This is a genomic window from Plantibacter sp. H53, from assembly GCF_001650455.1.
GTDB classification, from domain to species: Bacteria; Actinomycetota; Actinomycetes; order Actinomycetales; family Microbacteriaceae; genus Plantibacter; species Plantibacter flavus_A.
The window spans coordinates 242,687-268,313 of record NZ_LWCT01000001.1; the positions used below are offsets into that span (position 1 = coordinate 242,687).

At 68.2% G+C, this 25,627-nt stretch carries 22 protein-coding genes, 7 tRNA genes and 1 pseudogene; 23 read left to right on the forward strand and 7 right to left on the reverse strand.

The window, feature by feature from the left end:
* The first annotated feature begins 48 nt into the window (after window positions 1–48).
* Both A4X17_RS01075 and A4X17_RS01080 read left to right on the forward strand, forming a co-directional pair.
* Entirely contained in the window at window positions 49–1,131 is a 1,083-nt protein-coding gene (locus A4X17_RS01075) for a hypothetical protein (RefSeq protein WP_064293882.1), read from the forward strand.
* A gap of 62 nt (window positions 1,132–1,193) precedes the next feature.
* Window positions 1,194–3,620, forward strand: coding sequence for a phosphoketolase (locus A4X17_RS01080; RefSeq protein WP_064293883.1), 2,427 nt, complete (start codon window positions 1,194–1,196; stop codon window positions 3,618–3,620).
* Here the strand turns inward: A4X17_RS01080 and A4X17_RS01085 are convergent.
* Together A4X17_RS01085 and A4X17_RS01090 are read right to left on the reverse strand one after the other, a co-directional pair.
* Window positions 3,617–4,498: an ADP/ATP-dependent (S)-NAD(P)H-hydrate dehydratase gene (locus A4X17_RS01085; protein WP_082915824.1), complete on the reverse strand. Its 882-nt coding sequence runs from the start codon at window positions 4,496–4,498 to the stop codon at window positions 3,617–3,619. The genes A4X17_RS01080 and A4X17_RS01085 overlap by 4 nt on opposite strands.
* Window positions 4,485–5,225: a histidine phosphatase family protein gene (locus tag A4X17_RS01090; RefSeq protein ID WP_064293807.1), complete on the reverse strand. Its 741-nt coding sequence runs from the start codon at window positions 5,223–5,225 to the stop codon at window positions 4,485–4,487. The genes A4X17_RS01085 and A4X17_RS01090 overlap by 14 nt, the downstream gene beginning before the upstream one ends.
* Window positions 5,226–5,390: 165 nt before the next feature.
* Here A4X17_RS01090 and A4X17_RS19590 point away from each other — a divergent pair, with 165 nt between their 5' ends.
* Both A4X17_RS19590 and A4X17_RS19595 read left to right on the forward strand, forming a co-directional pair.
* Window positions 5,391–5,576, forward strand: coding sequence for an MFS transporter (locus tag A4X17_RS19590; protein ID WP_231884256.1), 186 nt, complete (start codon window positions 5,391–5,393; stop codon window positions 5,574–5,576).
* A 73-nt stretch (window positions 5,577–5,649) separates the two neighbouring features.
* Window positions 5,650–5,907 (forward strand): MFS transporter, encoded by a 258-nt coding sequence (locus A4X17_RS19595; RefSeq protein WP_064293808.1) that lies wholly within the window; start codon window positions 5,650–5,652, stop codon window positions 5,905–5,907.
* A 46-nt stretch (window positions 5,908–5,953) separates the two neighbouring features.
* Here the strand turns inward: A4X17_RS19595 and A4X17_RS01100 are convergent.
* Window positions 5,954–6,026: transfer RNA gene (locus A4X17_RS01100), tRNA-Val, on the reverse strand.
* 168 nt (window positions 6,027–6,194) lie between these two features.
* Here A4X17_RS01100 and A4X17_RS01105 point away from each other — a divergent pair.
* From A4X17_RS01105 to A4X17_RS01135, 7 genes and pseudogenes are all read left to right on the forward strand, one after another.
* Window positions 6,195–6,266, forward strand: a tRNA-Gly gene (locus A4X17_RS01105).
* 60 nt (window positions 6,267–6,326) lie between these two features.
* A tRNA-Cys gene (locus A4X17_RS01110) sits at window positions 6,327–6,397 on the forward strand.
* A 58-nt stretch (window positions 6,398–6,455) separates the two neighbouring features.
* Window positions 6,456–6,530: transfer RNA gene (locus A4X17_RS01115), tRNA-Val, on the forward strand.
* A gap of 465 nt (window positions 6,531–6,995) precedes the next feature.
* Window positions 6,996–8,067 (forward strand): annotated as a pseudogene (locus A4X17_RS19805) (DUF222 domain-containing protein).
* A gap of 304 nt (window positions 8,068–8,371) precedes the next feature.
* A tRNA-Gly gene (locus A4X17_RS01125) sits at window positions 8,372–8,443 on the forward strand.
* Between the two features lie 56 nt (window positions 8,444–8,499).
* Window positions 8,500–8,570: transfer RNA gene (locus tag A4X17_RS01130), tRNA-Cys, on the forward strand.
* Window positions 8,571–8,591: 21 nt separating this feature from the next.
* Window positions 8,592–8,663, forward strand: a tRNA-Val gene (locus A4X17_RS01135).
* Window positions 8,664–8,759: 96 nt separating this feature from the next.
* Here A4X17_RS01135 and A4X17_RS01140 read toward each other — a convergent pair.
* A complete protein-coding gene (locus A4X17_RS01140; protein WP_064293884.1) occupies window positions 8,760–9,443 on the reverse strand; it encodes a lysoplasmalogenase in 684 nt (227 codons plus the stop codon).
* Window positions 9,444–9,636: 193 nt separating this feature from the next.
* On the opposite strand from A4X17_RS01140, the gene thrS reads away from it, so the two are divergent.
* The 12 genes from thrS to A4X17_RS01200 all read left to right on the forward strand — a co-directional run bounded on the left by thrS (window position 9,637) and on the right by A4X17_RS01200 (window position 22,604).
* Window positions 9,637–11,559, forward strand: coding sequence for a threonine--tRNA ligase (gene thrS / locus A4X17_RS01145; protein WP_199862131.1), 1,923 nt, complete (start codon window positions 9,637–9,639; stop codon window positions 11,557–11,559).
* Window positions 11,556–12,116, forward strand: coding sequence for an HIT domain-containing protein (locus A4X17_RS01150; RefSeq protein WP_064293811.1), 561 nt, complete (start codon window positions 11,556–11,558; stop codon window positions 12,114–12,116). The genes thrS and A4X17_RS01150 overlap by 4 nt, the downstream gene beginning before the upstream one ends.
* Before the next feature lie 98 nt (window positions 12,117–12,214).
* Window positions 12,215–13,120 carry a pyridoxal 5'-phosphate synthase lyase subunit PdxS gene (gene pdxS / locus A4X17_RS01155; RefSeq protein WP_064293812.1) on the forward strand — a complete coding sequence of 302 codons (906 nt, stop codon included), beginning with the start codon at window positions 12,215–12,217 and terminating at the stop codon, window positions 13,118–13,120.
* A gap of 30 nt (window positions 13,121–13,150) precedes the next feature.
* Complete coding sequence (gene pdxT / locus A4X17_RS01160) at window positions 13,151–13,747, forward strand: pyridoxal 5'-phosphate synthase glutaminase subunit PdxT (RefSeq protein WP_064293813.1); 597 nt, start codon at window positions 13,151–13,153, stop codon at window positions 13,745–13,747.
* 99 nt (window positions 13,748–13,846) lie between these two features.
* The gene (locus A4X17_RS01165) at window positions 13,847–14,608 is read left to right on the forward strand and encodes a YebC/PmpR family DNA-binding transcriptional regulator (protein WP_064293814.1); all 762 of its coding nucleotides are present in this window, start codon (window positions 13,847–13,849) and stop codon (window positions 14,606–14,608) included.
* 96 nt (window positions 14,609–14,704) lie between these two features.
* Entirely contained in the window at window positions 14,705–15,337 is a 633-nt protein-coding gene (gene ruvC, locus A4X17_RS01170) for a crossover junction endodeoxyribonuclease RuvC (protein WP_064293815.1), read from the forward strand.
* Entirely contained in the window at window positions 15,334–15,960 is a 627-nt protein-coding gene (ruvA, locus tag A4X17_RS01175; RefSeq protein WP_064293816.1) for a Holliday junction branch migration protein RuvA, read from the forward strand. The genes ruvC and ruvA overlap by 4 nt, the downstream gene beginning before the upstream one ends.
* Entirely contained in the window at window positions 15,957–16,988 is a 1,032-nt protein-coding gene (gene ruvB, locus A4X17_RS01180) for a Holliday junction branch migration DNA helicase RuvB (RefSeq protein ID WP_064293817.1), read from the forward strand. The genes ruvA and ruvB overlap by 4 nt, the downstream gene beginning before the upstream one ends.
* A gap of 72 nt (window positions 16,989–17,060) precedes the next feature.
* Complete coding sequence (gene yajC / locus A4X17_RS01185) at window positions 17,061–17,444, forward strand: preprotein translocase subunit YajC (RefSeq protein WP_064293818.1); 384 nt, start codon at window positions 17,061–17,063, stop codon at window positions 17,442–17,444.
* A gap of 64 nt (window positions 17,445–17,508) precedes the next feature.
* On the forward strand, window positions 17,509–19,260 hold the full coding sequence (secD, locus tag A4X17_RS01190; protein ID WP_064293819.1) for a protein translocase subunit SecD: 1,752 nt from the start codon (window positions 17,509–17,511) through the stop codon (window positions 19,258–19,260).
* Window positions 19,260–20,300 (forward strand): protein translocase subunit SecF, encoded by a 1,041-nt coding sequence (gene secF / locus A4X17_RS01195; protein ID WP_064293820.1) that lies wholly within the window; start codon window positions 19,260–19,262, stop codon window positions 20,298–20,300. Before secD ends, secF begins: the two co-directional genes overlap by 1 nt.
* A gap of 48 nt (window positions 20,301–20,348) precedes the next feature.
* A complete protein-coding gene (locus A4X17_RS01200; protein WP_064293821.1) occupies window positions 20,349–22,604 on the forward strand; it encodes a bifunctional (p)ppGpp synthetase/guanosine-3',5'-bis(diphosphate) 3'-pyrophosphohydrolase in 2,256 nt (751 codons plus the stop codon).
* Here A4X17_RS01200 and A4X17_RS19090 read toward each other — a convergent pair.
* From A4X17_RS19090 to A4X17_RS01215, 3 genes are all read right to left on the reverse strand, one after another.
* Window positions 22,591–23,268, reverse strand: a complete 678-nt coding sequence (locus tag A4X17_RS19090; protein WP_064293822.1) for a hypothetical protein — start codon at window positions 23,266–23,268, stop codon at window positions 22,591–22,593. The two genes, A4X17_RS01200 and A4X17_RS19090, sit on opposite strands and share 14 nt — an antisense overlap.
* Window positions 23,269–23,362: 94 nt before the next feature.
* Window positions 23,363–24,592 (reverse strand): DUF349 domain-containing protein, encoded by a 1,230-nt coding sequence (locus A4X17_RS01210; RefSeq protein WP_369808437.1) that lies wholly within the window; start codon window positions 24,590–24,592, stop codon window positions 23,363–23,365.
* Window positions 24,593–24,725: 133 nt separating this feature from the next.
* The gene (locus A4X17_RS01215; protein ID WP_064293824.1) at window positions 24,726–25,532 is read right to left on the reverse strand and encodes a peptidylprolyl isomerase; all 807 of its coding nucleotides are present in this window, start codon (window positions 25,530–25,532) and stop codon (window positions 24,726–24,728) included.
* Window positions 25,533–25,627: the final 95 nt, after the last annotated feature.

Sequence of the window (25,627 nt, forward strand, 5' to 3'; positions counted from 1 at the left end):
TGCCCGCGACCCTTGACGCAGGCCCCCCACTGCACCACCATGACGCAGGTGATCGCAGCCCCACCCCGTCTCCTCATGATCGGCCCACAGCACCACGGCGTCGTCCAGTACGCGATCGACGTCGCCGACGCCGTAATCACCACGGACCCTCGCGCGGAACGCTTGGACGCCCCGACCCCGTCCCACGCCGTGCACCTGCTCGACGGCGTGGGCCGAGCACACGTCCACGTCACCGACCGCCTGTTCGGCCGGTCGCCCGAGGAGGCGGCGGAAGCCGTCGAGCGCCTCGCAGACGCCACCGAGTTGACGGTCACCCTCCACGACGTCCCGCAGACCTCGGACGGCAGGATGCTGGACCGCCGCATCGCCGCCTACGCACGGTTCATCGCAGCCGCCCACGCGACGGCCGTCAACAGCAGGCACGAGCAGGCGCTCGCCGAAGAGTTCCTCGGTGTCAGTGCCGCGACCGTTCCGCACGCCATTCCGCTCGGCTCCCGGATCGGGACGGCGGCGGTCACGGCCGACGATTCATCGCTGACGGGAACGGCCCGCCCACTCACCGTCCTCATCGCCGGATTCATCTACCCAGGTAAGGGTCATTCGTCGGCGGTCCAGGCGGCTGCGCGTGCGGCGGAGGATCTCCGTGCCACCGGTCACCAGGTCGCCGACGTCGTCGTCCGAGCCATCGGCGGCCCCTCGGCCGGGCATGAAGCGGACGTGCTCGCCCTCGAAGCGGAAGCGCGCGCCGTCGGTGTCTCGTTCGAAGTCACCGGGTATCTCGACGATGCGGCGTTCACCGCGCAGATCTCGCGCCCCGGCATACCCCTGGCCGCGCACGGCCATGTCTCCGCGTCACGCTCCATGCTCGACTGGGTCGAGGCAGGCCGCCGGCCGCTCGTCGTCGACTCGCGCTATGCAGCGGAGATGGAGCAACTGCGCCCGGAGACGATGGTCCGCTACGACCCGTCGACGCTGCACACCGAGTTGGCCGCGGCCTGGCTGGATCCCTCCCGGACGCGCCTGCACGCCGGTCGCAGCCTCCGCCCCGCGCTGCCGGACACCGCGAGCGCGTACCTCGACTGGTGGGGCGCGACGGCCGGTACCGGTCGGCACCGCCCGCCGACGCTCTAGCACGCTCGCAGGAGCGACGCACCACCCTGGCCTGCGGTCGCTCGACCTGGGATCTTGGGACGATGACGCACAACGCACGGGACGGGTCGACGACGGACAGCTGGCGGCCTCGCGACACGAGCGAGCCGGTGTCCGAGCGGAGCATCGAACAGGTCGACGCCTGGTGGCGCGCCGCGAACTACCTGTCCGTCGGGCAGATCTACCTGCTCGACAACCCGCTCCTCCGCCGCCCGCTCGAAGCCGCTCATGTGAAGCGCCGGCTCCTCGGCCACTGGGGGACCGCTCCGGGGTTGAATCTGACCTATGCGCATCTCAACCGCGTGATCGCGGAGCGCCACCAATCGGCGATGTTCATCGCCGGGCCCGGGCATGGCGGGCCGGCGATCCTGGCGAGCGCCTACCTGGACGGCACCTACAGCGAGATCTACCCTGACGTCGCCGAGACCGAAGCAGGGTTGACCCGGTTCTTCCGTCAGTTCAGCTTCCCCGGCGGGGTACCGAGTCACGCGGCTCCCGAGACGCCAGGCAGCATCCATGAGGGTGGCGAGCTGGGGTACGTCCTGAGCCACGCGTACGGCGCAGCCTTCGACAACCCCGATCTCCTCGTCGCGGCGGTCGTCGGCGACGGTGAAGCGGAGACCGGACCGCTCGCGACCAGCTGGCATTCCAACAAGTTCATCGACCCGGTCCAGGATGGCGTCGTCCTGCCCATCCTGCACCTGAACGGCTACAAGATCGCGAACCCGACGGTCCTGGCTCGCATCCCACGCTCCGAACTCGAGAGTCTCCTGCGTGGATACGGACACGAACCGTTCTTCGTCGAGGGCGGGTTCGACGGCGAGGATCCGATGGAGGTACACCGCAGGTTCGCCGAGGTCCTCGACGTCGTGTTCGACCGCATCGCGGCCATCAAGTCCCGGGCCGCCACCGGAGACACCGGACGGCCGGTATGGCCCATGATCGTGCTGCGCACACCGAAGGGCTGGACCTGCCCCGAGGTGATCGACGGCGTCCGGGTCGAGGGGACGTTCCACGCGCATCAGGTTCCGCTCGCCGACGCTCGGGACACCGAGGAGCACACCCGGATCCTGGAGTCCTGGATGCGGAGCTACCGGCCTGAGGAGCTCTTCGACGAACATGGCGCGGTGGTTCCGCTCGTGCGGGGACTCGCTCCGCGCGGGGAGGCCCGGATGAGCGCGACCCCGCACGCCAACGGAGGTCTGCTGCGCACGGAACTCGACCTCCCCGCGATCGACGACGCCGCCGTCGTGGTGGACGCCCCGGGTGGTCGCGACGCCGGGGCGACGGGAGTCCTGGGGTCGTGGCTCACGGAGGTGATCCGGCGTAACCCGACCACCTTCCGGATCTTCGCTCCCGACGAACTCGCCAGTAACCGACTCCAGGCGGTCTTCGAGGTGACCGAACGGCAGTGGAACGCCGAGACCGTCCCGGACGACGAGCATCTCGCCCGCGCCGGCCGGGTCATGGAGATGCTCAGCGAGCACCAGTGTCAGGGCTGGTTGGAGGGCTACCTGCTCACCGGTCGGCACGGCCTGTTCACCTGCTACGAAGCCTTCATCCACATCGTCGACTCCATGTTCAACCAGCATGCGAAGTGGCTGAACGGTTCACGTGAGTTGCCGTGGCGGCGCCCGGTGGCGAGCCTCAACTACCTCCTCACGAGTCACGTCTGGCGTCAGGACCACAACGGCTTCAGCCACCAGGACCCCGGGTTCATCGACCACGTCGTGAACAAGAAGCCCGATGTCATCCGGGTGTATCTGCCGTTCGATGCGAACACCCTGCTGGCCGTCTCGGAGCACTGCCTGCAGAGCACGGACGAGATCAACGTCATCGTCGCGGGCAAGGACCAGGAACCCGTGTGGCTCGGCGTCGACGAGGCCCGCGCGCACTGCGCCCGCGGGCTCGGCATCCTGCCCTTCGCCGGTTCAGAGCGTGCGGGGGAGCGCCCGGACCTCGTCATGGCCTGTGCCGGGGATGTCCCCACGCTCGAGACGCTGGCCGCCGTGAGTATCCTGCGCGAACGCATCCCGGAGCTGTCGGTCCGAGTCGTGAACGTGGTCGACCTCATGCGACTCATGGGTGAGGATCAGCATCCGCACGGCCTCTCCGACGCCGAGTACGACAGCGTGTTCACGACGGACCGTCCAGTCGTCTTCGCCTACCACGGGTACCCGTGGCTCATCCATCGGCTGACGTACAAGCGCCACGGGCACGATCAGCTGCATGTCCGCGGGTACCTCGAGAACGGGACCACCACGACACCGTTCGACATGGTGATGCTCAACGAGATCGACCGGTTCTCGCTCGTGTGCGACGCGATCGACCGGACGCCGGGGCTCGGCGAGCGGTTCGCGGGTCTCCGTCAGGAGATGCAGGACGCCCGGCTCCGGGCCCGAGCGCACACCAGGGAGTTCGGCGAGGACGCACCCGAGATCACCGGCTGGCGCTGGCCCGCTGTCGGTTAGGACCGCCCCGTGACGGGTCGCCCGAGCTCTCGGAGGAGCGTCGGGAACTCGTCCGCGAACTCGCGGGCGAGGGCTCCGAGAGGGCCGATCCGGTCTGCGAGCCGATCGCCGGAGGCGGCGTGCAGCACGGTACCCCAGCAGCTCGCCGCGAGCGGGGAGAGTCCGCGTGCCGCGAGCCCGGCGATCGCTCCGGCCAGGACGTCACCGCTCCCCGCCGTCCCGAGGGCCGGACTCCCGCCGGGCGCGATGAAGTCCCGCTCACCGTCGGAGACCCTGCCCTGACAGGTGACGACGGCGCCGTACCGTCGCGCCAGTTCGAGCGCCGCCGTGTCCGGGTCGGCCTCGTCCACGTCGAGGAGGATCGCGGCCTCGGCCACGTTCGGGGTGAACACGAGGCGACCTTCCAGCCCCTTCGAGAAGTCGGGAGCGTGTGACAGGGCACCGAGCGCGAAGGCGTCGAGCACCACGACGGTGTCGGCGCCCAGGAGCGGGCGCAGGCTGTGGAGGAGTGCCACGGCTTCGTCCGCGTCGTCGAGGCCAGGACCGAGCAGCAGACAGTCGACGTCCAGGACATCCTCGAGGCGGCCGACCTCGTCACCCCGGACGGCTCCGGCGCTGGTTTCGGCCAACCCGATGACGCCTGCCTCAGGGAAGGCGATCGCGAGTGGCGACGATGCTGACGCACCGACCGCGAGCGTGATCCGACCCGCGCCGACCCTGAGGACGGCCAGGCCCGCCAAGGCGACCGCCCCTGGCGTCATCCGCGCGCCACCGACGACGAGCGTCGACCCACGATCGTCCTTCGACGATCCGGGGTCGGGGAGCGGCCAGTCGGCGAGGACCTCAGGCGTGAGCATAGTGGGGTCAGCTCTGGACATCGGTCGCCCCCGAGTGCTCGGTGACCGCCACCTGCGCCTGCTGGAGGTGTGCGGTCGCATTCGCCGCGCGTGCTCTCCAGGCCCGTCCGTCGTGGACGAGGTGGGTGAAGGAGGCGTTCGGTGTCGGACGGAGTGCGGCCTCCTCCAGGACGCGACGCTCATCCCACCCCTCGCAGATGTAGCGGAAGAGCGAGATGACGGCGTCGTGACAGACCACCAGGGCCCGTGTGCGGTCGGCGTGCCGGTCCAGGTCGCCGATGAACGAGCGGAGGCGGAGGGCCACATCCGTCCACGCCTCACCTCCAGGCGGTCGGTAGTAGAACTTGCCGAGGGACCGTCGTCGAGCGGCCTCCTCCGGGAACTCCGCATCGACGCCGACCGAGGTGAAGGTGTCGAGAATCCCGAGTTCGCGATCGCGCAGCCGTTCGTCGACGACCGGCCGAAGCTCATCGGCGTCGAACGCGGCGGTCCGGAGCGCGACGACGGCCGTCTCGTGCGCTCGCCGATAGGGCGAGCTGAACACGATGTCAGGGCGGTCGGCGGGAGCGAGGGTGGCGAGTCGAGCGCCCACCGCGGCTGCCTGCTCGACACCGAGGGCCGAGAGGGGTACGTCGGCGTCACGATCGGGGACGGCGATGCGGTGGGATCCGGCACGATCGGCTTCCAACGCGGCGAGGTTCCCGGCGCTTTCACCGTGGCGGACGAGGATCAGTTCCGTGATGGCCATGCGTCCACGGTAGCCAGCACGATTCGGTGCACGGGGAGCTTGACGATCCGGCGATGATCCTCCATAGGGCGTCGCCGCCAGCCGGCCCTCGACGGTGATGACACCGCTCGATGATTGCGACAAACCGACGATGCCCGGGCCGCGACGACGTCCTGTCGTTCGACCATGTCTTCACCCTCGGCAATCCCATCGTCGCAACCGTCGGCATGGGCGCCGATCGCCATCACCGCTTTCAGGGTGCTCTGGTTCGCCCAGCTGGGGAGCAATATCGGCACGGCCTTCGGCGCCCCCGTCGTGTTCGGTGTCAACGCGCTGAGCTTCGTCGTGGCCGTGATCGCCCTCGTCTGGTGAAAGCGACCCTCGCAGACGGGTCTCGACGACCACGAGCGTTCGGGGCAGCGTTGCGAGCGGGGTCCGGTACGTCGTGTCCGCGCACCTCGTCCGCCGGATCCTGCTGCGTTCCGCGCTCTTCGCGCTGCAGCTCACCCTGCCGCAGTGGGTGCGGTCCCGCGGAGCCTCGATCTGCATCCTCATCTTCATGCGCGCGATGGCCACCGGCTCGATCGGCTGGGGCGTGGCTGCGCAGGGACTCGGCACGCCGCTCGCGTGCAGACACTGCTTCCCGAGCGATCCCCGCCGGACAGGGGCTGCCAGGGCGGAACGTCTTGATCTCGCGGAGTGAGTCGCCGCAGTGGAGGGTGGTACACCCCGGGCGATGGTGGATGATGTGGGCGATACCGGACTCGAACCGATGACCTCTTCCGTGTGAAGGAAGCGCGCTACCAACTGCGCCAATCGCCCGCAGGTCGTCCGCACCGGAGAGGTGCCGAACAGCCGCGAGTCACGATACTAGCCGATGGCGGGGGATGAACGCACATCCGCAACGCTGTCGACCCAGTACGCGTGCCGGTTTGAACATCGGTCCCGGTTTCGGCTAGAGTCGTTCGAGCACGCAGTGATGCGGGCAATGCGGATGTGGCGCAGTGGTAGCGCATCACCTTGCCAAGGTGAGGGTCGCGAGTTCGAATCTCGTCATCCGCTCGAGTGTCAGTGGTGTTGTTCCGGCAGGAGCCCTACTCGGCAGTGTGTTCGGTCACACATGGTGGCGTGGCCGAGAGGCTAGGCAGCGGCCTGCAAAGCCGTCCACACGGGTTCGAATCCCGTCGCCACCTCACCTCAGCAACACAGTTCCACCAGCAACATCCCGGCGTCGTGTCTCACACGCCACCCGGGCGATTGGCGCAGCGGTAGCGCGCTTCCCTGACACGGAAGAGGTCACTGGTTCGATCCCAGTATCGCCCACCACAGAAAGCCCCTGGACCCCCGGGGGCTTTCGTCGTTCGCGTGCACCTTGCCCGCCCCGCGCCAGGCAGCCCGGTAACGCCGTATCTCCGCCTGTCGAAACGCCCGCGAGCACCCCTCGGGTCCCTGAGCCTGTCGAAGGGCACCCGGAGACTCTCGCGAGTCCGGCGCCGTTCCTCCTGTCCCTGAGCCTGTCGAAGGCCACACGGAGCACTCCGCAAATCCGGCGCCCTTCTCCTGGTCCCTGAGCTTGTCGAAGGGCACACGAGCCACCTCACGAATCCGGCTCCCTCCTCCTGGTCCCTGAGCCTGTCGAAGGGCACACGAGGACCCTTCCGCAACCGACCCTCACTCGGCATCTGGAATGTCAGTGATGCTGACGCTTTGGCCGACGCTACGGTCCCGGCGATCTTCCCGCCGGCCGAGCGCCAGGCCTTGTCCCGCCGTTCGACGTGTGCGGCCCTCGCGATGGCGACCCGGATCCCGGAGCGGACGATCCAGCGTGCGACGAACGACGCCGAGCGCCTCGTGAACGACGCACCGGCGGTGCTGGCGTCACTTGAGGCCGGGCGCATCTCGGCGAGGCACGCGCAGGTGATCACCGACCAACACCGCGACGTCCCTGCCGCCGGGCGGGCGGTGTTCCTCGAGCAGGTGCTCGTCATCGCCGAGCGCACGACGGCCGCCGGCCTCCGCACGAGTGCCCGGGTCTTGCGCGAGCGGCTCCATCCCGAGTCCATCACCGCCCGCGCGGTCCGCTCCGAGGCCGACCGTCGCGTCGAGATCGAACCCGCCGCCGACGGTATGGCTTGGGTGCACCTCTTCACCACGGCGCCGATCGCGCAGGGCATCGCCGAGCGACTCGCAGCAGCCGCCGCCGAAAGCCGCGCCGCAGGGCGACACCCGCACCTGCGCACAATTCCAGACCAATGCCCTCGCGGCCCTCGCGCTCACCGGCGTGACCCCCGACGATGTCATGTCGAGTCCGGTCCTCCCGCACCCGATCGAGGTCCAGGAACACATCAGGCCCATGGTCCACATCACGGTCCCAGCGCTCAGCATGGCTGGCATCTCCGACGCCCCGGCCATCCTGGACGGCTACGGCCCCATCGACCCCGAGACCGCAGCACGGATCGCGGTGAACGCGCCCAGGTTCACCCGGATCTTGGTCCAGCCGGAAACCGGTGCGGTGCTCTCCGTCGGCCGGCATCAGTACCGCGTCCCGGTCGACCTCCAACGGGCAGTGCGGTTGCGGGACGGCACCTGTCGGGCACCGGGCTGCGGGAGACGGGCCCGGGCGTGCGATCTCGATCATTCCGTCGCCTGGGAGGACGGAGGCACCACAGATGTCGACAGCCTGCCTGTGTCGACATCACCACCGCATGAAGCACCTCCCCGGATGGAACCTCGACCATCAGCCGGGCGGGGTCCTCGAGTGGACGACACCCGACGGCAAGCAGTATCGGACCGAGCCAGATCCCGCACCATTCTGACCCCGCCGACGAAGGCTCCTTCGTGGGCACTTCGACAGGCTCAGTGACCGGGAGAGGTGTGCCCGACCCGTCTCGGTCGCTGAGCCTGTCGAAGGGTTGCTTGTGGGCACTTCGGCAAGCTCAGTGACCAGGAACAAGCTCAGTGACCGGGGGAGGGCCGCCGGGCCGCTCTGGTCCCCGAGCCTGTCGAAGGGTGGTTCGACCCTGGACGCCGACGCGCCGGGCGACATCGATTTTCAGCCCGCTTTTCCGCGGAACATCAAGGGTTGGGCCGACTCGCCCGCACCGAGGTGTCAACGAGCGCCGTCAACATCGGCTAGAGTTTCCAAGCACCCGGAAACGGGATGCAATGCGGATGTGGCGCAGTGGTAGCGCATCACCTTGCCAAGGTGAGGGTCGCGAGTTCGAATCTCGTCATCCGCTCGAGTGTCAGTGAGAACGTGCAAGCGTTCCGCTCGACAGTGTGTTTCATCACACGTGGTGGCGTGGCCGAGAGGCTAGGCAGCGGCCTGCAAAGCCGTCCACACGGGTTCGAATCCCGTCGCCACCTCGCTGGCAACACCACTCACCTGGGCGATTGGCGCAGCGGTAGCGCGCTTCCCTGACACGGAAGAGGTCACTGGTTCGATCCCAGTATCGCCCACAGGAACACGAAGGGCCCGAGCGAACAGCTCGGGCCCTTCGTCGTTGCACAGACCACCTCTTGCGCAGACCACCCGTCGCACGCCCGGACGTCCGTTCAGACGGCGAGGACCGCCCGCTCCCGGCGACGCAGGACCTCCGCGACGCCCCACACGATGATGCCTTGGCCCGCGGCGTACGTCGCCATGATGATCTCGTCCGCCGCCCAGATCGTCACTGCAGGCACGAAGCGGTCGAGCCCGATCAACGAGTCGGAGACCAGGAACAGCGCACCGCCCACGGCGATCGTCGGCGTCGTCATCGTGGAAGACGCCGCCATGGCCCCGATCACGACGGCATACAGGACGACCGCCGGATACAGCGCCCCCATGTCCTGCTGACTGAGGAGCGCGATGCCGGCGACGAGCCACACCAGGTACACGAGCGCCCAGACCGGCGGGCGGTTCCTGGTGCGCAGATGCCGCACGAAGAGTAAGACATAACCGGCCTGAGCGAGCATGAAGAACAGGATCCCCACGCCGAACGCGAATTCGCCCGGAACCATGAGGGCGACGTCGCCCAGCCAGCTGCACATGATCGCGACGAGCGCGCTGACCGCAGCGGCCGACAGCCGCCGGACCGACCATACGAGCGCCAGCGCGAGGACCAGCATGATGAACGGCTTGGTGAGGAGCGACAGCCATTCCTGACCGAACGCGAGGGCGATGATGTGCACGATTGCGACCACGGGCAGCGCGGCGAACAGCGCCGTCGCAGCCCCGCTCCTCTGCCCAGCCGTCATCAGCGCCACCCCCGTCACGTCGTAGGCCTTCACTCTAGCGATGCGACCGAACACGAACCATGCCCGCCGACCGACGGCAGCGTCTCCCCGTCGTGGACGACGATAGGCTTGCACGGCCAAGGTTTCACCTGAGAAAGAGAGATCATCCGTGAGTGACGGGTTCGCACTGTTCACCGACCGATCCGTGGTCGCCATGCGCGTCAACGGCGAACTGAAGGACCTCGCCGCCACGGTGACGGAGACGGACACCGTCGAGCCGGTGCACCTCGACTCGCCCGACGGCCTCAACATCCTCCGGCACTCCGCAGCCCACGTGCTCGCGCAGGCCGTGCAGCAGGTCGACCCGCACGCGAACCTCGGCATCGGCCCGCCGGTCACCGACGGCTTCTACTACGACTTCGACGTCGCCGCACCGTTCACGCCTGAGGCGCTCAAGGTGCTGCAGAAGACGATGGACCGCATCATCCGCCAGGGCCAGCGCTTCGTGCGACGAGTCGTCACCGAAGACGAGGCTCGTGCGGAACTCGCGGGGGAGCCCTACAAGCTCGAGCTGATCGGCCTCAAGGGTGGATCCGCAGCCGACGACGAGAACGTCGAGGTGGGCGGCGCGGAGCTGACCATCTACGACAACGTCGACCCGAAGACGGGGGAGACGGTCTGGAAGGACCTCTGCCGCGGTCCACACCTGCCGAACACGCGCATGATCGGCAACGGCTGGGCCTTGACGCGTCTCGCCGCGGCGTACTGGCGCGGGAGCGAGAAGAACCCGCAGCTGCAGCGAATCTACGGCACCGCTTGGGCGACCAAGGACGAGCTGCGCGCCTACCAGACGCGGATCGAGGAGGCGGCCAAGCGCGACCACCGCAAGCTCGGCGCCGAGCTCGACCTCTTCAGCTTCCCCGAGGAGATCGGCTCGGGTCTCGCGGTGTTCCACCCCAAGGGCGGCATCATCCGCAACGAGATCGAGAACTACATGCGCGAGCGCCTGCTCGCTTCCGGCTACGAGCTGGTGAACACCCCGCACATCACGAAGGGACATCTGTTCGAGGTCAGCCAGCACCTGGCCTGGTACAAGGACGGCATGTTCCCGGCGATGCACCTCGACCAGGAGGTCGACGCCGACGGCCACGTCACCCGTCAGGGCCAGGACTACTACCTGAAGCCCATGAACTGCCCGATGCACAACCTGATCTACCGGGCTCGTGGGCGCAGCTACCGCGAACTGCCGCTCCGACTCGCCGAGTTCGGCACGGTCTACCGGTACGAGAAGAGCGGCACCCTCTCCGGGCTCACGCGTGTCCGTGGCCTCACGCAGGACGACGCCCACATCTACGTGACCGACGACCAGGTCAAGGACGAGGTCGGCCGCCAGCTGCAGTTCGTCCTGGAGACCCTCCGTGGCTACGGTCTCGACGACTTCTACCTGGAGCTCTCGACGAAGGACCCCGACAAGTACGTCGGCACCGACGAGGTCTGGGACGAAGCGACCGAGACCCTCCGCCAGGTGGCGGTCGAGTCCGGTCTCGAACTCGTCCTCGACCCCGCCGGCGCAGCCTTCTACGGTCCGAAGATCTCGGTCCAGGCGCGCGACGCGATCGGCCGGACGTGGCAGCTGTCCACCGTGCAGCTCGACTTCAACCTCCCCGAGTTGTTCGAGCTGGAGTACACGGCTGCTGACGGCACGCGCAAGCGTCCGGCGATGATCCACCGCGCACTCCTCGGCTCGATCGAGCGCTTCTTCGCGATCCTGCTCGAGCACTACGCGGGTGCCTTCCCGGTGTGGCTCGCCCCCGTGCAGGTCGTCGGTATCCCCGTCTCCGAGCAGTACGAGGAGTTCCTCGGCGGAGTCGTCGCCGAGCTGCGCTCGTCCGGGGTCCGTGCGGAACTCGACGCCTCCGACGATCGGATGCAGAAGAAGATCCGGAACCACACCAAGGCGAAGACCCCGCTGCAGCTGATCGTCGGCGAGGAGGACCAGGCCAACGGCGCGGTGAGCTTCCGATTCCGCGACGGCACCCAGGAGAACGGTGTCCCGGTCGCCGACGCCGTGCGCCGAATCCGCGCCGCCATCGCCGCGAAACTGCAGGTGAACACCGCAGCGGATCTGCCGGCATGACCCCGGGCACCGAGCCGGAGTCGTTCGAATCGATCGACACCTCCCACCTGGTGGGCGTCCCGGACGCGTTCCAGCGTCTCTGGACGCCCCACCGGATGGTCTACATCAAGCAGGGCCAACCATCCGACGACGGTTGTCCGTTCTGCATCGCGCCGACGCTCGACGACGAGTCGGCGCTCATCGTGCATCGGGGCGAGCACGCCTTCGTTCTGCTGAACCTCTTCCCGTACAACTCCGGGCATCTGCTCGTCTGCCCGTACCGCCACGTCGCGATGTACGACGACGCGACGACGGAGGAGGTCGCCGAGATCGGCGCTCTGACGCAGACGGCGATGCGGGTCGTCCGGTCCGTCTCGAGGAATGACGGTTTCAACCTCGGCATGAACCAGGGTGCCGTGGCCGGTGCCGGGATCGCGGCGCACCTGCACCAGCACGTCGTCCCGCGCTGGGCGACGGACGCCAACTTCTTCCCGATCATCGCCCAGACCAAGGCGCTCCCGCAGCTGCTCGGCGACGTCCGGCAGTCGATCGCGGACGCCTGGCCCACCTCGGCCTGATCCGTCGTGGGCCGGTCCAGGTGGACCGGCCCAGCCAAGTCCAATTTCCGGCCTGTGGACGGAGCACCGTCAGGCCACCCGGCGGTACGCTCGCCATCATGACCGAGAGCAGCACGACCACTGGACAGCACGGCTCGAACCGCGTGAAGCGCGGACTCGCGGAGATGCTGAAGGGCGGCGTCATCATGGACGTCGTCACCGCCGAGCAGGCCCGTATCGCGGAGGACGCCGGAGCCGTCGCCGTGATGGCCCTCGAGCGCGTCCCGGCGGACATCCGGTCCCAGGGCGGCGTGGCTCGGATGAGCGATCCCGACCTCATCGAATCGATCATCGCCGAGGTGTCCATCCCCGTCATGGCGAAGGCTCGCATCGGCCACTTCGTCGAAGCACAGGTCCTCCAGGCGCTCGACGTCGACTACATCGACGAGTCCGAGGTCCTGAGCCCGGCCGACTACGTGAACCACATCGACAAGTGGGGCTTCGACGTCCCGTTCGTGTGCGGCGCCACCAACCTCGGAGAAGCATTGCGGCGCATCAACGAGGGTGCCGCCATGATCCGCTCGAAGGGCGAGGCCGGCACCGGCGACGTGTCCGAGGCGACGAAGCACATCCGCAAGATCCGCTCCGAGATCGCGCACCTGTCGTCGATGTCGAAGGACGAGCTGTACGTCGCGGCGAAGGACCTCCAGGCCCCATACGACCTCGTCGTCGAGATCGCCGAGACCGGCAAGCTCCCGGTCGTGTTGTTCACCGCCGGGGGTGTGGCGACGCCGGCCGACGCCGCGATGATGATGCAGCTGGGCGCCGACGGCGTGTTCGTCGGATCCGGCATCTTCAAGTCCGGCAATCCGGCTCAGCGGGCGGCGGCCGTCGTCAAGGCGACGACCTTCTTCGACGACCCTCAGGTCATCGCCGAGGTGTCCCGCGGTCTCGGTGAGGCGATGGTCGGCATCAACGTCGCCGACCTCGCCGCACCGCACCGCCTCGCCGAGCGTGGCTGGTAGCCCCGCGTCCGCCCTGAACCAGGTGACGTCGTGACCGGGGCGGCACGCGTCGGCGTCCTCGCCCTGCAAGGGGACTTCCGCGAGCATGCGGCCGTCCTCACCGGCCTCGGGGCGGACGTCAGCCTCATCAGGCGTCCCTCGGAACTGACCGGCATCGACGGACTCGTCCTGCCCGGCGGCGAGTCGAGCGTGATGGACAAGCTCGCTCGCTCCTTCGACCTCGCCGGACCGTTGCGCGAAGCGATCACCGCCGGGTTGCCCGTGTACGGCACCTGCGCCGGGCTCATCCTCCTGGCCGACCGGATCCTCGACGGGATCGCCGGCCAACAGAGTCTCGGCGGGCTCGACGTCTCGGTCCGGCGCAACGCCTTCGGGTCGCAGCTCGACTCCTTCGAGACGGACCTGTCGATCCCGGTCCTCGGCGACCCGCCCGTGCACGCCGTGTTCATCCGCGCGCCGGTGGTCGAAGCCGCCGGTCCGTCGGTGGCACCCCTCGCCTCGCTGCCCGACGGTCGGATGGTCGCCGTCGAGCAGGGGAACCTCCTCGGCACGTCCTTCCATCCCGAGGTCACGGGCGACACCCGTTTCCACGCCTACTTCCTCGACAAGGTCGAGCGATCCCGCTGAGGCGCTGGCGCCCGATCCCGTGGCCCGTCGCGGCGTGATCGCGAGTTCCGGGTCGCTGGCCTAGACTGGTCAGGTTCTTTTCACGCAGTTAGGGAGCACATGTCCGGACACTCCAAGTGGGCGACGACCAAGCACAAGAAGGCGGTCATCGACGGCCGTCGCGCGAAGTCGTTCGCCAAGCTCATCAAGAACATCGAGGTCGCGGCCAAGATGGGCGGCGCAGACCTCGCGGGCAACCCGACGCTGCAGGACGCCATCCAGAAGGCGAAGAAGACCTCGGTTCCAAACGACAACATCGACCGCGCCGTCAAGCGCGGTGCCGGCCTCACCGGTGAGGTCGTCGACTACACGACGATCATGTACGAGGGCTACGGTCCGAACGGCGTCGCCCTGCTCGTCGAGTGCCTCACCGACAACAAGAACCGTGCAGCAGCCGATGTCCGGACGCTGATGTCCCGCAACGGCGGCACCATGGCCGATCCGGGCTCCGTCGCCTACAACTTCCAGCGCAAGGGCCTTATCGTCGTCCAGGCCGAGGGGACCACGGAGGACGACGTCCTCGGCGCCGTCCTCGATGCGGGCGCAGAAGAGGTGAACACCGAGGGTGAGACCTTCGAGGTCGTCACCGAGCCGAGCGACATGGTCGCGACCCGGACCGCCCTGCAAGAGGCCGGTATCGATTACGACTCCGCCGACGTCGCCTTCGTCCCGAACCTCAAGGTCGAGATCGACGCCGACACCGCGCGCAAGATCTTCAAGCTGATCGACGCGCTCGAGGACAACGACGACGTCCAGAACATCTACAGCAACTTCGACCTCACCCCCGAGGTGCAGGCCGAGCTGGAGGCCGACGACGAGTAGTCCGGCACCCGTGCCGTGCGAAGCCCGTTCGAACGGATGTACGACACTCCGCCCTCGCGGATCGTCCGGCGCATCGCCCGCGCTTAGGGTCGGAACATGACTCTGCGCGTCCTCGGCATCGACCCCGGCCTGACCCGATGCGGGGTGGGGGTCGTCGACGTCCTGCCGGGACGGCAGGCCACGATGGTCGAGTACGGCGTCATCCGGACGGACGCGCACGCCCCACTCGAGCAGCGACTCCTCATGATCGCGCAGGGTATCGCCGAGGCGATCGAGCGCACTTCGCCGACCGCGATGGCCGTCGAGCGGGTGTTCGCACAACACAACGTCCGGACGGTCATGGGCACCGCCCAGGCGAGTGGGCTCGCACTGCACGCTGCGGCCGCGAACGGGATCCCCGTCGGCCTGCACACCCCGAGTGAGGTCAAGGCCGCGGTGACCGGATACGGCCGGGCGGACAAGCTCCAGGTGCAGACCATGGTCGCCCGGATCCTCGGTCTCGACGAACTCCCGAAGCCCGCTGACGCCGCCGATGCGCTCGCACTTGCGATCTGCCACGCCTGGCGACCCGTCGTGTCGACGGCAGCGACACCCGTCGGCGCTCCACCGCAGGGGAGTGGAGCACTCACTCCGGCCCAGCGTGCGTGGGCGGCGGCGGAACGCGGCGGCGCTCCGCGCGAGGCGGCCGTCCGGGCCCGGGCAGCGCGGAGCCCTAGGCTGGAAGCATGATCTCCTCCCTCCGCGGCACCGTCCTGAGCGCGGTCGGCAACCTCGTCGTGATCGAGGTGGGCGGCGTCGGATTCGCCGTCCAGGTCACGCCGGCCCATGCACTCTCACTCCGGGTCGGCACCGAAGCGCTCCTCTCGACGACACTGATCGTGCGGGAGGACTCGCTCTCCCTGTTCGGGTTCCGATCCGCTGAGGAGCTGTCCGTGTTCGAGCTCCTGGTGAGCGTCACCGGGGTCGGGCCGAAGTCGGCGCTCGGGGTCCTGGAGGCGCTGACGCCGGAGCAGATCGCCGCAGCCATCTCCGCGGACGACGACGCCCCGTTCCGCAAGGTCTCCGGGATCGGGCCGAAGACGGCGAAGCTCATCACCGTGTCGCTCGCCGGCAAGCTCCGCGTCACCAGGACGACGCCTGAAGCTCCGGCGACCACCGTGAACGCCGCCGCGATCGCCGATCAGGTCGTCACGGCGCTCATCGGGCTCGGTTGGCCGGAGAAGACGGCGACGCAGGCGGTCGTGGAGGCCTCCGCCTCCGCGAGTGCGGACGACCTCTCGACCGTGCCGTCGCTCATCCGCCTGGCCCTCGGCAGACTCGGCCCGGCGCACGCCGGAGGCCGTACCTCGTGACGGACGCTCCAGAAGACCTCACCAATCCAGCCGCCGAGTCCGACGCGGAACTGGCGTTCGAGGGGGCGCTCCGTCCCCGGTCGCTCTCCGAGTTCGTCGGTCAGACCAAGGCGCGAGGTCAGTTGCAACTCCTGATCACGGCCGCCGGGATGCAGAACCGCACCCCCGACCACATCCTGCTGGCCGGCCCTCCTGGACTCGGCAAGACGACCCTCGCGATGATCGTCGCGCACGAGACGGGGAAACCACTCCGACTCACGAGCGGTCCGGCCATCCAGCACGCCGGCGACCTCGCCGCAGTCCTGTCGTCGCTGACCCCGGGCGAGGTCCTCTTCATCGACGAGATCCACCGCATGGCCCGCCCCGCGGAGGAGATGTTGTACCTCGCCATGGAGGACTTCCGCATCGACATCATGGTGGGCAAGGGTGCCGGCGCGACGAGCATCCCGCTCGAGCTGGCACCGTTCACCCTGGTCGGAGCGACCACCCGCTCCGGCCTGCTGCCGAACCCGCTCCGCGACCGCTTCGGTTTCACCGCGCACCTCGAGTTCTACGACGAGCCGGAACTGCAGCAGGTGCTGCACCGCACGGCCGACATGCTGGGGCTCGACATCGACGGTCGGGCCGTCGCCGAGATCGCCGGACGCTGTCGGGGTACGCCGCGCATCGCTAACCGACTCCTCCGCCGGGTGCGGGACTACGCACTCGTGCACGGTGGCCGCGCGGACCTCGAGACCGTGCGTGCCGCCCTCGAGCTCTACGACGTCGACGCCCTGGGTCTCGACCGACTCGACCGATCGGTCATGGAAGGCATGCTCGACCGCTTCGCCGGAGGTCCGGTCGGGCTCAGCACGCTCGCGGTCTCGGTCGGCGAGGAAGCGGAGACGATCGAGTCCGTCGTCGAGCCGTTCCTCGTCAGGATCGGCCTCATCACGCGCACGCCACGAGGCCGCGTGGCAACCCCGGCCGCGTGGCGGCACTTCGGCAGAACACCTTCTCAGCATGGCTCGACCCTCGATGGCCTATAATTTCCCTTTGGCGGTGCGTTCCCAACGTCTCCCGCCCTCAATCTCCTCTGGAAGGTTCCCATCGTGGATGCAATGACCCTCGTCCTGTTCGGCCTCGCCGGCGTCATGATCGTGTTCATGATGGTGAGCAACAACAAGCGGAAGAAGCAGGCCGCGGAGACGGAGCAGAAGCTCGTCCCCGGCGCGGAGGTGCTCACCGGCTTCGGCGTCTACGGCACCCTCATCTCGATGGACCGCGACTCCCGCAAGGCCGATGTCGAGATCGCCCCCGGCGTCATCGTCACCATCGACCCCCGCTACGCGGGTGCGGTCGTCGCCCCGACGGTCGCCGAGACCGCGGAAGAGGCTCCGGTCGTCGAGTCGATCCCCGACGACGCCTCATCGCTCGACCTCTCCAAGCCCGAATTCGGCCAGCGCGTCGAGGACACCTCGAAGCCGCAGAAGAGCGACGACTAGTCCCAACCCCTTCCCGGGCGGTGGCCGTCGTGCCACCGCCGGCAGAGAAAGCTGAGTTCCGAGTTTGGCAAAGTCGACTCCGGTCAAGAAAGCGTGGCGTTCGCTCACCTGGCTTGGCGTAATCCTCATCGGTTTGTTCGCGATCAACGCGGCCGGGGTCCTCTGGGGGAACAGCTCATGGGCGCCCAAGCTGGCCCTCGACCTCGAGGGTGGCACCCAGATCATCCTCGCGCCGAAGCTGGAGTCCGGCCAGACGGTCTCCAACGAGCAGCTGAACCAGGCCGTGGCGATCATCCGCCAGCGCGTCGACGCGTCCGGCGTCTCGGAGGCGGAGATCACGACGCAGGGTCAGAACGTCGTCGTCTCGATCCCGGGAACCCCCGACGAAGCGACGCTGAACCGCATCGAGAGCTCCGCGAAGCTCGAGTTCCGTCCGGTCCTCACCTCGCAGCAGCTGACTCCCGGTCAGCCGTCCAACACCTTCATCGGAGAAGACGGCGCCTCGACCCCGTATCCGACGCCGGATCCGGGCCTCGAGAGCACGCCGACCGCGTCGCCGACCAACGCGAGCGACCTGTCGCAGGTGACGCCCGCGCTGTACGCCGCCTTCCAGGCCTACGACTGCGCCGCGAACGCGGATTCGCTCGACGCCACCGCAGCGCCCGCTGCCGACCCACTCATCACGTGCGACGTCGACGGCACCTTCAAGTACGTCCTCGGCCCGGTCGAGGTGTCCGGAGAAGACCTGTCCGACGCGAGCGCCGGCATCAAGACGACGTCGTCGGGTGCGAGCACGGGCGAGTGGGCGGTGTACCCGGTCTTCAACGAGAAGGGCACTGCGCTCTTCGCCGACGTCACCGGTCGTCTGACCTCGCTGCAGAGCCCGCAGAACCAGTTCGCGATCGTGCTCGACGGCAACGTCATCTCCGCACCGCAGTCGCTCGCCGTCATCTCCGACGGCAAGCCGGAGATCAGCGGCTCCTTCACCGAGGAGTCCGCCAAGACCCTCGCCGATCAGCTCAAGTTCGGCGCCCTGCCGATCAGCTTCGTCGTGCAGAGCCAGGACACCATCTCGGCGACCCTCGGTTCGACGCAGCTGGAGAGCGGCCTCATCGCCGGTCTCATCGGGCTCATCCTGGTCGTCATCTACACGCTGTTCCAGTACCGGCTCCTCGGCACCGTGACCATCGCCTCGCTCGTCGCGGCCGCGGTGCTCACCTATGTGGTGATCCTGCTCATGTCCTGGCGTCAGGGCTTCCGGCTCTCCCTCGCCGGCATAGCGGGCCTCATCGTCGCCATCGGCTTCACCGCGGACTCGTTCATCGTGTACTTCGAACGCATCAAGGACGAACTCCGCGACGGCCGCGGCCTGGAGTCCGCCGTCGAAGCCGGCTGGAAGCGCGCCAAGCGCACCATCTACGCGGCGAAGGGTGTCAACCTGCTGTCCGCCGTGGTGCTGTACGTCCTCGCGATCGGCAACGTCCGCGGCTTCGCCCTGACCCTCGGCGTCACCACGATCATCGACGTCATCGTCGTGCTCCTGTTCACGCACCCGATGATGCAGCTCCTCGGCCAGACGAAGCTCTTCAACAGCGGCAAGCCGTTCACCGGTCTCGACCCGTCGGCGCTCGGCGCCATCTACCGTGGTCGTGCAGAGTTCCGGAAGCCCGTCTCGGTGCCCGGCGCCAAGGCCGCGTCCAGCAGCCGCGAGGCGGCCAAGCGCCAGACGATCGCCGAGCGCAAGCAGGCGGCCCTCGTCGGAGGCGGCTCCGACACCAGAGCAGACGATCTGCCGACCGATGGGAAGGACTCCTGATGGGTGCGTTCGCACGGTTCGGAAACGAGCTCTATACCGGGAAGCGCTCCTACGACTTCGTCGGCAAGCGCAAGATCTGGTACACGATCGCCATCGTGGCGGTCGTCCTCTCGGTGTTGATCCCGGTCGTCAAGGGCGGATTCAACTTCGGCATCGAGTTCCGCGGTGGTTCGCAGTTCCAGATCGCCGACGTCAAGAGCACCGATCAGACGCTGGCCGAAGACGCGGTCGCGTCCGTCGTCAGCGGCGCGACCACCCACGTGACCGTCGTGGGCGGCAACTCGGTCCGCGTGCAGACCGACCAGCTGAAGAACGACAAGGTCACCCAGCAGGTGTCGGCAGCCTTGGCCGAGGCCTACGGCGTCGAACAGTCCGACATCACGAGTTCGTTCATCGGCCCGTCATGGGGTCAGGACGTCTCCAAGCAGGCGATCGTCGGCCTCATCGTGTTCCTCGTGCTCGCGGCGATCCTCATGGCCCTGTACTTCCGCACCTGGAAGATGTCCGCGGCCGCGCTGCTCTCCCTCATGCACGACCTCATCATCACGGCCGGTGTCTACGCCGCGACGGGCTGGGAGATCACGCCGGCCGCCATGATCGGCTTCCTCACCATCCTCGGGTTCTCGCTGTACGACACCGTCGTGGTGTTCGACAAGATCCGTGAGAACACCACGCTCGACGCCGACGGCGCGGCCCGGACGTTCGGGGAGTCGGTGAACCTCGCGGTCAACCAGACCCTGGTGCGCTCGATCAACACCGGCGTGGTGGCGGCGCTCCCGGTCGCGGCGATCCTGTTCTTCGGTGCCTTCGTCCTCGGTGCCGACACGCTGCGCGACATCTCGCTCGCCCTGCTGGTCGGTATCCTCGTCGGCACGTACTCGACGATCTTCGTCGCTGCACCGCTCTACGCGAACTTCCGGCACAACGAGCCCCGCATCGCCAAACACGACAAGCGCGTGCTGCAGGCGCGCGATCGCGCTCAGACCTCGGATGACGCCGAGGGCGAACGCACGGAAGCAGACGCGCCGCTGGCGCGTTGACCCTGACAGCGACCGACAACCGCGTGCACGAGCGCAGGGAGGCCTGAGATGGCGGACACCACGACATCCTCGACGGCCTCCCTGCGCCGTCTCGTCCCACGGATCTTCTCGAAGGCGCAGCCGGCCGGCGCCGTCGACACCCTGATGCGGACGGTACGGCAGCACCATCCGAAGGCCGACCTGGCGCTCATCGAGCGTGCGTACACGGTCGCCGAGCGGGCTCACTCCGGCCAGAAACGCCAGAGCGGCGAGCCGTACATCACGCACCCGGTCGCCGTCTCCCAGATCCTGGCCGACCTCGGCATCGGACCGAAGACGATCGTCGCGGCCCTCCTCCACGACACCGTCGAGGACACCGACTACTCGCTCGACCAACTCCACGCCGACTTCGGTGACGAGGTCGCCATGCTCGTCGACGGCGTCACGAAGCTCGACAAGGTCAAGTACGGCGACAGCGCACAGGCCGAGACGGTCCGGAAGATGATCGTCGCGATGTCGAAGGACATCCGTGTCCTCATCATCAAGCTCGCCGACCGGTTGCACAACGCCCGGACCTGGGGATTCGTCCCGGCGGAGAAGGCGGCGAAGAAGGCCACGGAGACCCTCGAGATCTACGCACCGCTCGCGCACCGCCTCGGGATCCAGGCGATCAAGTGGGAGCTCGAAGACCTGTCCTTCGCCGTGTTGTACCCGAAGCTCTACGCCGAGATCGAGTCGCTCGTCAAGCAGCGGACACCGCAGCGCGAGGAATACGTGCAGCACGTCATCGACGCGGTGAACGAGGATCTCAAGGCGCAGAAGATCCGCGGCAAGGTCGCCGGTCGCCCGAAGCAGTACTACTCGATCTACCAGAAGATGGTCGTCCGCGGCCGCGAGTTCGACGACATCTACGACCTCGTCGGCATCCGTGTCCTCGTGAACTCGCTGCGCGACTGCTACGCGGTCCTCGGGTCGATCCACGCACGGTGGACGCCCGTCCCAGGGCGTTTCAAGGACTACATCGCCACGCCGAAGTTCAACCTGTACCAGTCGCTGCACACCACCGTCGTCGGACCGGGCGGGAAGCCCGTCGAGATCCAGATCCGCACGAACGAGATGCACCAGCGGGCCGAGTTCGGCGTCGCCGCGCACTGGAAGTACAAGGAGCGGATGAACAGCGGGAAGGCCGCGTCCTCCGCTGAACCCGACAGCTCGATGGCCTGGCTCGCGCACATCTCCGACTGGCAGGCGGAGACGGCGGACCCGGGGGAGTTCCTCGACTCGTTGCGGTTCGAGATCGGTGCGAAGGAGGTCTACGTCTTCACCCCGAAGGGGCGTGTCGTGGGCCTGCCCGCAGGCGCGACGCCGGTCGACTTCGCCTACGCCGTCCACACGGAGGTCGGCCACCGGACGATGGGTGCCCGGGTCAACGGGCGGCTCGTGCCGCTGGAGAGTTCACTCAACACCGGCGACGTGGTGGAGGTCTTCACCTCGAAGAACCCCGACTCCGGTCCGAGCCAGGACTGGTTGAACTTCGTCAAGAGCCCTCGGGCGCGGAACAAGATCCGCCAGTGGTTCACGAAGGAGCGTCGCGACGAGGCGATCGAGCAGGGGCGCGACGCGATCGCACGGGCGATGCGCAAGCAGAACCTGCCGCTCCAGAAGCTCATGAACCAGGACTCGTTCGCCGAGGTCGCGGCGCAGCTGCGCTACGAGGACGTCACGGCACTCTATGCGGCCGTCGGCGAGGGCCACGTCTCGACGCAGTCCGTGCTCGAGAAGGTGGTCGCGCTCCTGCAGAAGGACGCCGACAGCGAGCACGCCGAGTACACCGTCCCGGTGCGTGGGAGCCGCCGTGAGCGGCTGCAGAACAGCGACTCCGGGGTCCTCGTGCTCGGTGCTCCCGACATCCTGGTCAAGCTCGCGAAGTGCTGCACCCCGGTGCCTGGTGACGAGATCGTCGGGTTCGTCACGCGGGGCTCCGGCGTCTCCGTCCACCGTTCGGACTGCCACAACGTCCAAGGCCTCCTGCAGGAGCCCGAGCGCATGATCGATGTGGAGTGGGCGCCGTCGTCGAAGAGCGTGTTCCTCGTCCAGATCCAGGTCGAGGCACTCGATCGAGCTGGACTGTTGTCGGATGTGACGCGGGTGCTGTCCGAGTATCACGTCAACATCCTGTCGGCGACGGTGAACACCTCGAGCGACCGCCTGGCCATCAGCCGCTTCGTGTTCGAGATGGGCGACACCACCCACCTCGACCGAGTGCTGAACGCGGTCCGGCGGATCGACACCGTCTACGACGTCTACCGGGTCAACGGCGGCTGAGCGGGAGCGACCAGGACGCCAGTTCGCTCCGAGTCGGCTCGAGGCCGGGGAGCATCACCTCGGTGGCACTCGACACGACACGGACGATCCGTGTGCCGCCGAGGACCCGCGGGACGGAGCGGACCCATGTGACGACCTCCTCAGGGGTGGTGAGCCCGAGCAGGAAGTAGTTGCGGATCGTCGTCATGGCCTCCTCCGCGTCGGCCCCGGTGCGCCGTGCCAGATCCGCGACCGTGCGCGTGGGGGTCGTGACCCGCAGTGCGCCGCACCGCTCGCTGTCGTCGGCGCGGAGTGACACCTGACGTAGACGCAACCGGGGCGAACGCGCGCTTCGCCGTTCCATCGACACGAAGCCCGTGTGGACCCTCGGTGCGATGAGCGCCGCGCCGTGCAGCCAGGCGGCACTCGTCTCAGCGATGACCGCGCCGGCCAGCCCGGGCAGCTGTTCAAGGACCGCCGCGCGCAGCCGGACGGTGTCGGGTTCGTCGACACTGCAGTAGCCGTCTTCGAAGGCGAAGATCTCGCCGTCGAGCCGCGCGGCGGCGAGCTCGGCGACGGAGAGCTCGGGTGGCTGGAGGTAGGCGGGGAGGCGGCTCGTGGAGGGCGATGGATCCGTCGCGCAACCTGGCTCGATGGGGGAGGACGTCTGGAGTGCCGTGGACATACGACGATCCTCCTGCAGCCGTCCGGCAGCAGGAGGATCGTCGACGGATCTGTGGACAACCGCGACCGTCACGCGGTTGGTGGAGCGGATCCGCCTAGCGGATCGCCCCGAGCCACGCCTTGCGTGCATCCAGCGCCTCGATGGCCGCGGTGAGCCGGTCGGCGTCACCGGAGGCTCGTGCCGCCTCGACCTCGTCCTCGAGCTTGGCGATGGCGTCGGCGAGCTGGCTCGCGAGCCCCTCGGTGCGCGCCTTCGTCTCGGGGTTGTTGCGCTTCCAGTGCTCGTCCTCGAGCTGCTTGACGTGGGTCTCGATCTTGCGGAGACGGTCTTCGACGACGCGGACCTGCTCGCGCGGGACCTTGCCGATCTCGTCCCACCGACGCTGGATGTCGGTGAGCGCCTTGCGCGCCGAGTCCCGGTTCGTGTCGGCCAGGATCGGCTCGGCATCCGCCAACACCGCGAGCTTCAGATCCAGGTTGCCCTGGAACTCCTCGTTGTCGCGCGCGTCGATCTCGGCCTTCGCACCGTAGATCGCGTCGCCCGCGGCCTTGAACTTCGCCCAGAGCGCGTCATCCTGGCGCTTCCCGGCACGCGGGGAGGCCTTCCACTCGTCGAGCAGGCTGCGGTAGGCGGGGATGCCCTCGGCGCCCTTGGCGATGAGGGCCTCGGCGCGCTCGACGAGCTTCTGCTTGATCGCGCGTGCCTCCTTGTGGACAGAGTCGAGCTCCGTGTAGAACGCACGACGGTGCTGCTCGATCGTCGCGCGTGCCGTCCGGAACCGCTTCCAGAGGTCGTTGGCGTCGTTCTTCGCGAGACGAGGTCCGTCGTGCTGCTGGCGCTGCCACTCGGCGAAGAGTTCGTCGAGCCGCGCCGAGGTCTGCTTCCACTGCACCCGTGCCGGATCCTGCTGCGCGAGCTGCTCGGCCTCCTCGACGATCGCGAGACGCGCACGTGCCGCTTCCTCGAGGGCTGCCTTGGTCTCCTGGCTCTGCGCCTCGGTCAGCTCGCTCACGGTGCCGTCGAGCGCCGCGAGGCGGGTCAGGAGCGCCTGGAGGTTGCCGACCGCGTTGGCGGACTCGACCTGCTTGGTGATCGACTTCACGGCCTTCGCGACGTCCGTCGCCGGAGCACCGCGCTTCGCGCGCTGCTCGAGGAGCGTCACCTGTCCGGCGAGGTCCGTGAACTTGCGCTCGAAGTACGCGAGCGCCTCCTCCTTGGAACCGTCGGGGTACTGTCCGACCGCTCGTTCGCCGTCGGCCTCACGGACGTAGACGGTGCCGTCGTCGTCGACACGACCCCACGGTTCGATCTCTGGACTGGTCACGCGCATCACCCTTGCTGTGTGTTGACCGCCGTTCGTGGCGATCGTGATCGATCCACAAGCCTATTACCCCGAGTCCTGCTCGGGGCGACCGCTTGCGCCGGTCGGTTCCGTCTGGTGCAGGTTACTGCACGCGCTACTGGACCGTCACCGAGGTGATGGTGGCGGGGACCGCCGGAGCACCGTCACCGCTGCCGTCGGCGACACCGCCGGACACGACACCCGAGACGAGCTGGTCGAGACCGCTCGTGATCTGGCCGAGCACGGTGTAGCCGCCGGCGGCGTCGGACGGGATGGTCGAGTCCTGGTACACGAGGAAGAACTGCGAGCCGTTGCTGTAGCCGTTCCCTCCCTGGCGCGCCATGGCGATGGTGCCGGCCGGGTAGACGTCGTCCGTCGGTGCGTTCTCGACCGGGCCGTAGCTGTACCCGGGGCCGCCGGTGCCGGTGCCGTCGGGGTCGCCGCACTGGAGGACGTAGATGCCGCTCGTCGTGAGGCGGTGGCAGGTGACGCCGTCGTAGAAGCCGGACTGGGCGAGGGAGATGAAGGAGGAGACGCCCTGCGGCGCGCAGGCTCCGTCGAGGGTGAGGTTCATGACGACGTCGTTGATCGTCATCTCACCGCTCCAGTCGCGGTCCTCGGCGATCGTGCTCGCGGGGACTTCGCCGGTGTTCGAGCCGTCGGTGGCCCCGGTGACACCGCAGGCCCCGGCCTCGGCGGAGGCGGTGGGCGTCGCGACCGGGGTGCCCGGACCGCCGGCGAAGAAGAACACCTGCGCAGCCGTGGCACCGGCGAGGACGACGACGAGCGCCGCAGCGGCGATCACGTTGTCGCGGACGCGGCGCTTGGAGCGGTGCTCGTGCACGGTGCGCCGGGCGTTGTAGGCGCGCAGCCGTGCGCGTGCTGCGCGTGCCTCTTTGTCCGGACCCTTGCTCGTTGCCACGTCGTTCCCTCCAGGTGCCGTCGGCCGAGCGGCGGCATCGCGCTGTCATCTGGCACCACGCCCGCGGCGGACTGCCCAGGAGAACCTTACGGGGA

Coding starts and splice junctions, on each gene's coding strand:
- A4X17_RS01080 (WP_064293883.1), top strand. CDS start 1,194: ATGACGCACAACGCACGGGACGGGTCGACGACGGACAGCTGGCGGCCT.
- A4X17_RS19090 (WP_064293822.1), bottom strand. CDS start 23,268: ATGTCCACGGCACTCCAGACGTCCTCCCCCATCGAGCCAGGTTGCGCG.
- A4X17_RS01140 (WP_064293884.1), bottom strand. CDS start 9,443: ATGACGGCTGGGCAGAGGAGCGGGGCTGCGACGGCGCTGTTCGCCGCG.
- A4X17_RS01090 (WP_064293807.1), bottom strand. CDS start 5,225: ATGGCCATCACGGAACTGATCCTCGTCCGCCACGGTGAAAGCGCCGGG.
- A4X17_RS01165 (WP_064293814.1), top strand. CDS start 13,847: ATGTCCGGACACTCCAAGTGGGCGACGACCAAGCACAAGAAGGCGGTC.
- ruvC (WP_064293815.1), top strand. CDS start 14,705: ATGACTCTGCGCGTCCTCGGCATCGACCCCGGCCTGACCCGATGCGGG.
- pdxS (WP_064293812.1), top strand. CDS start 12,215: ATGACCGAGAGCAGCACGACCACTGGACAGCACGGCTCGAACCGCGTG.
- secF (WP_064293820.1), top strand. CDS start 19,260: ATGGGTGCGTTCGCACGGTTCGGAAACGAGCTCTATACCGGGAAGCGC.
- A4X17_RS01200 (WP_064293821.1), top strand. CDS start 20,349: ATGGCGGACACCACGACATCCTCGACGGCCTCCCTGCGCCGTCTCGTC.
- yajC (WP_064293818.1), top strand. CDS start 17,061: ATGACCCTCGTCCTGTTCGGCCTCGCCGGCGTCATGATCGTGTTCATG.
- thrS (WP_199862131.1), top strand. CDS start 9,637: ATGCGCGTCAACGGCGAACTGAAGGACCTCGCCGCCACGGTGACGGAG.
- A4X17_RS19590 (WP_231884256.1), top strand. CDS start 5,391: ATGTCTTCACCCTCGGCAATCCCATCGTCGCAACCGTCGGCATGGGCG.
- A4X17_RS01150 (WP_064293811.1), top strand. CDS start 11,556: ATGACCCCGGGCACCGAGCCGGAGTCGTTCGAATCGATCGACACCTCC.
- A4X17_RS01085 (WP_082915824.1), bottom strand. CDS start 4,498: ATGTCCAGAGCTGACCCCACTATGCTCACGCCTGAGGTCCTCGCCGAC.
- ruvA (WP_064293816.1), top strand. CDS start 15,334: ATGATCTCCTCCCTCCGCGGCACCGTCCTGAGCGCGGTCGGCAACCTC.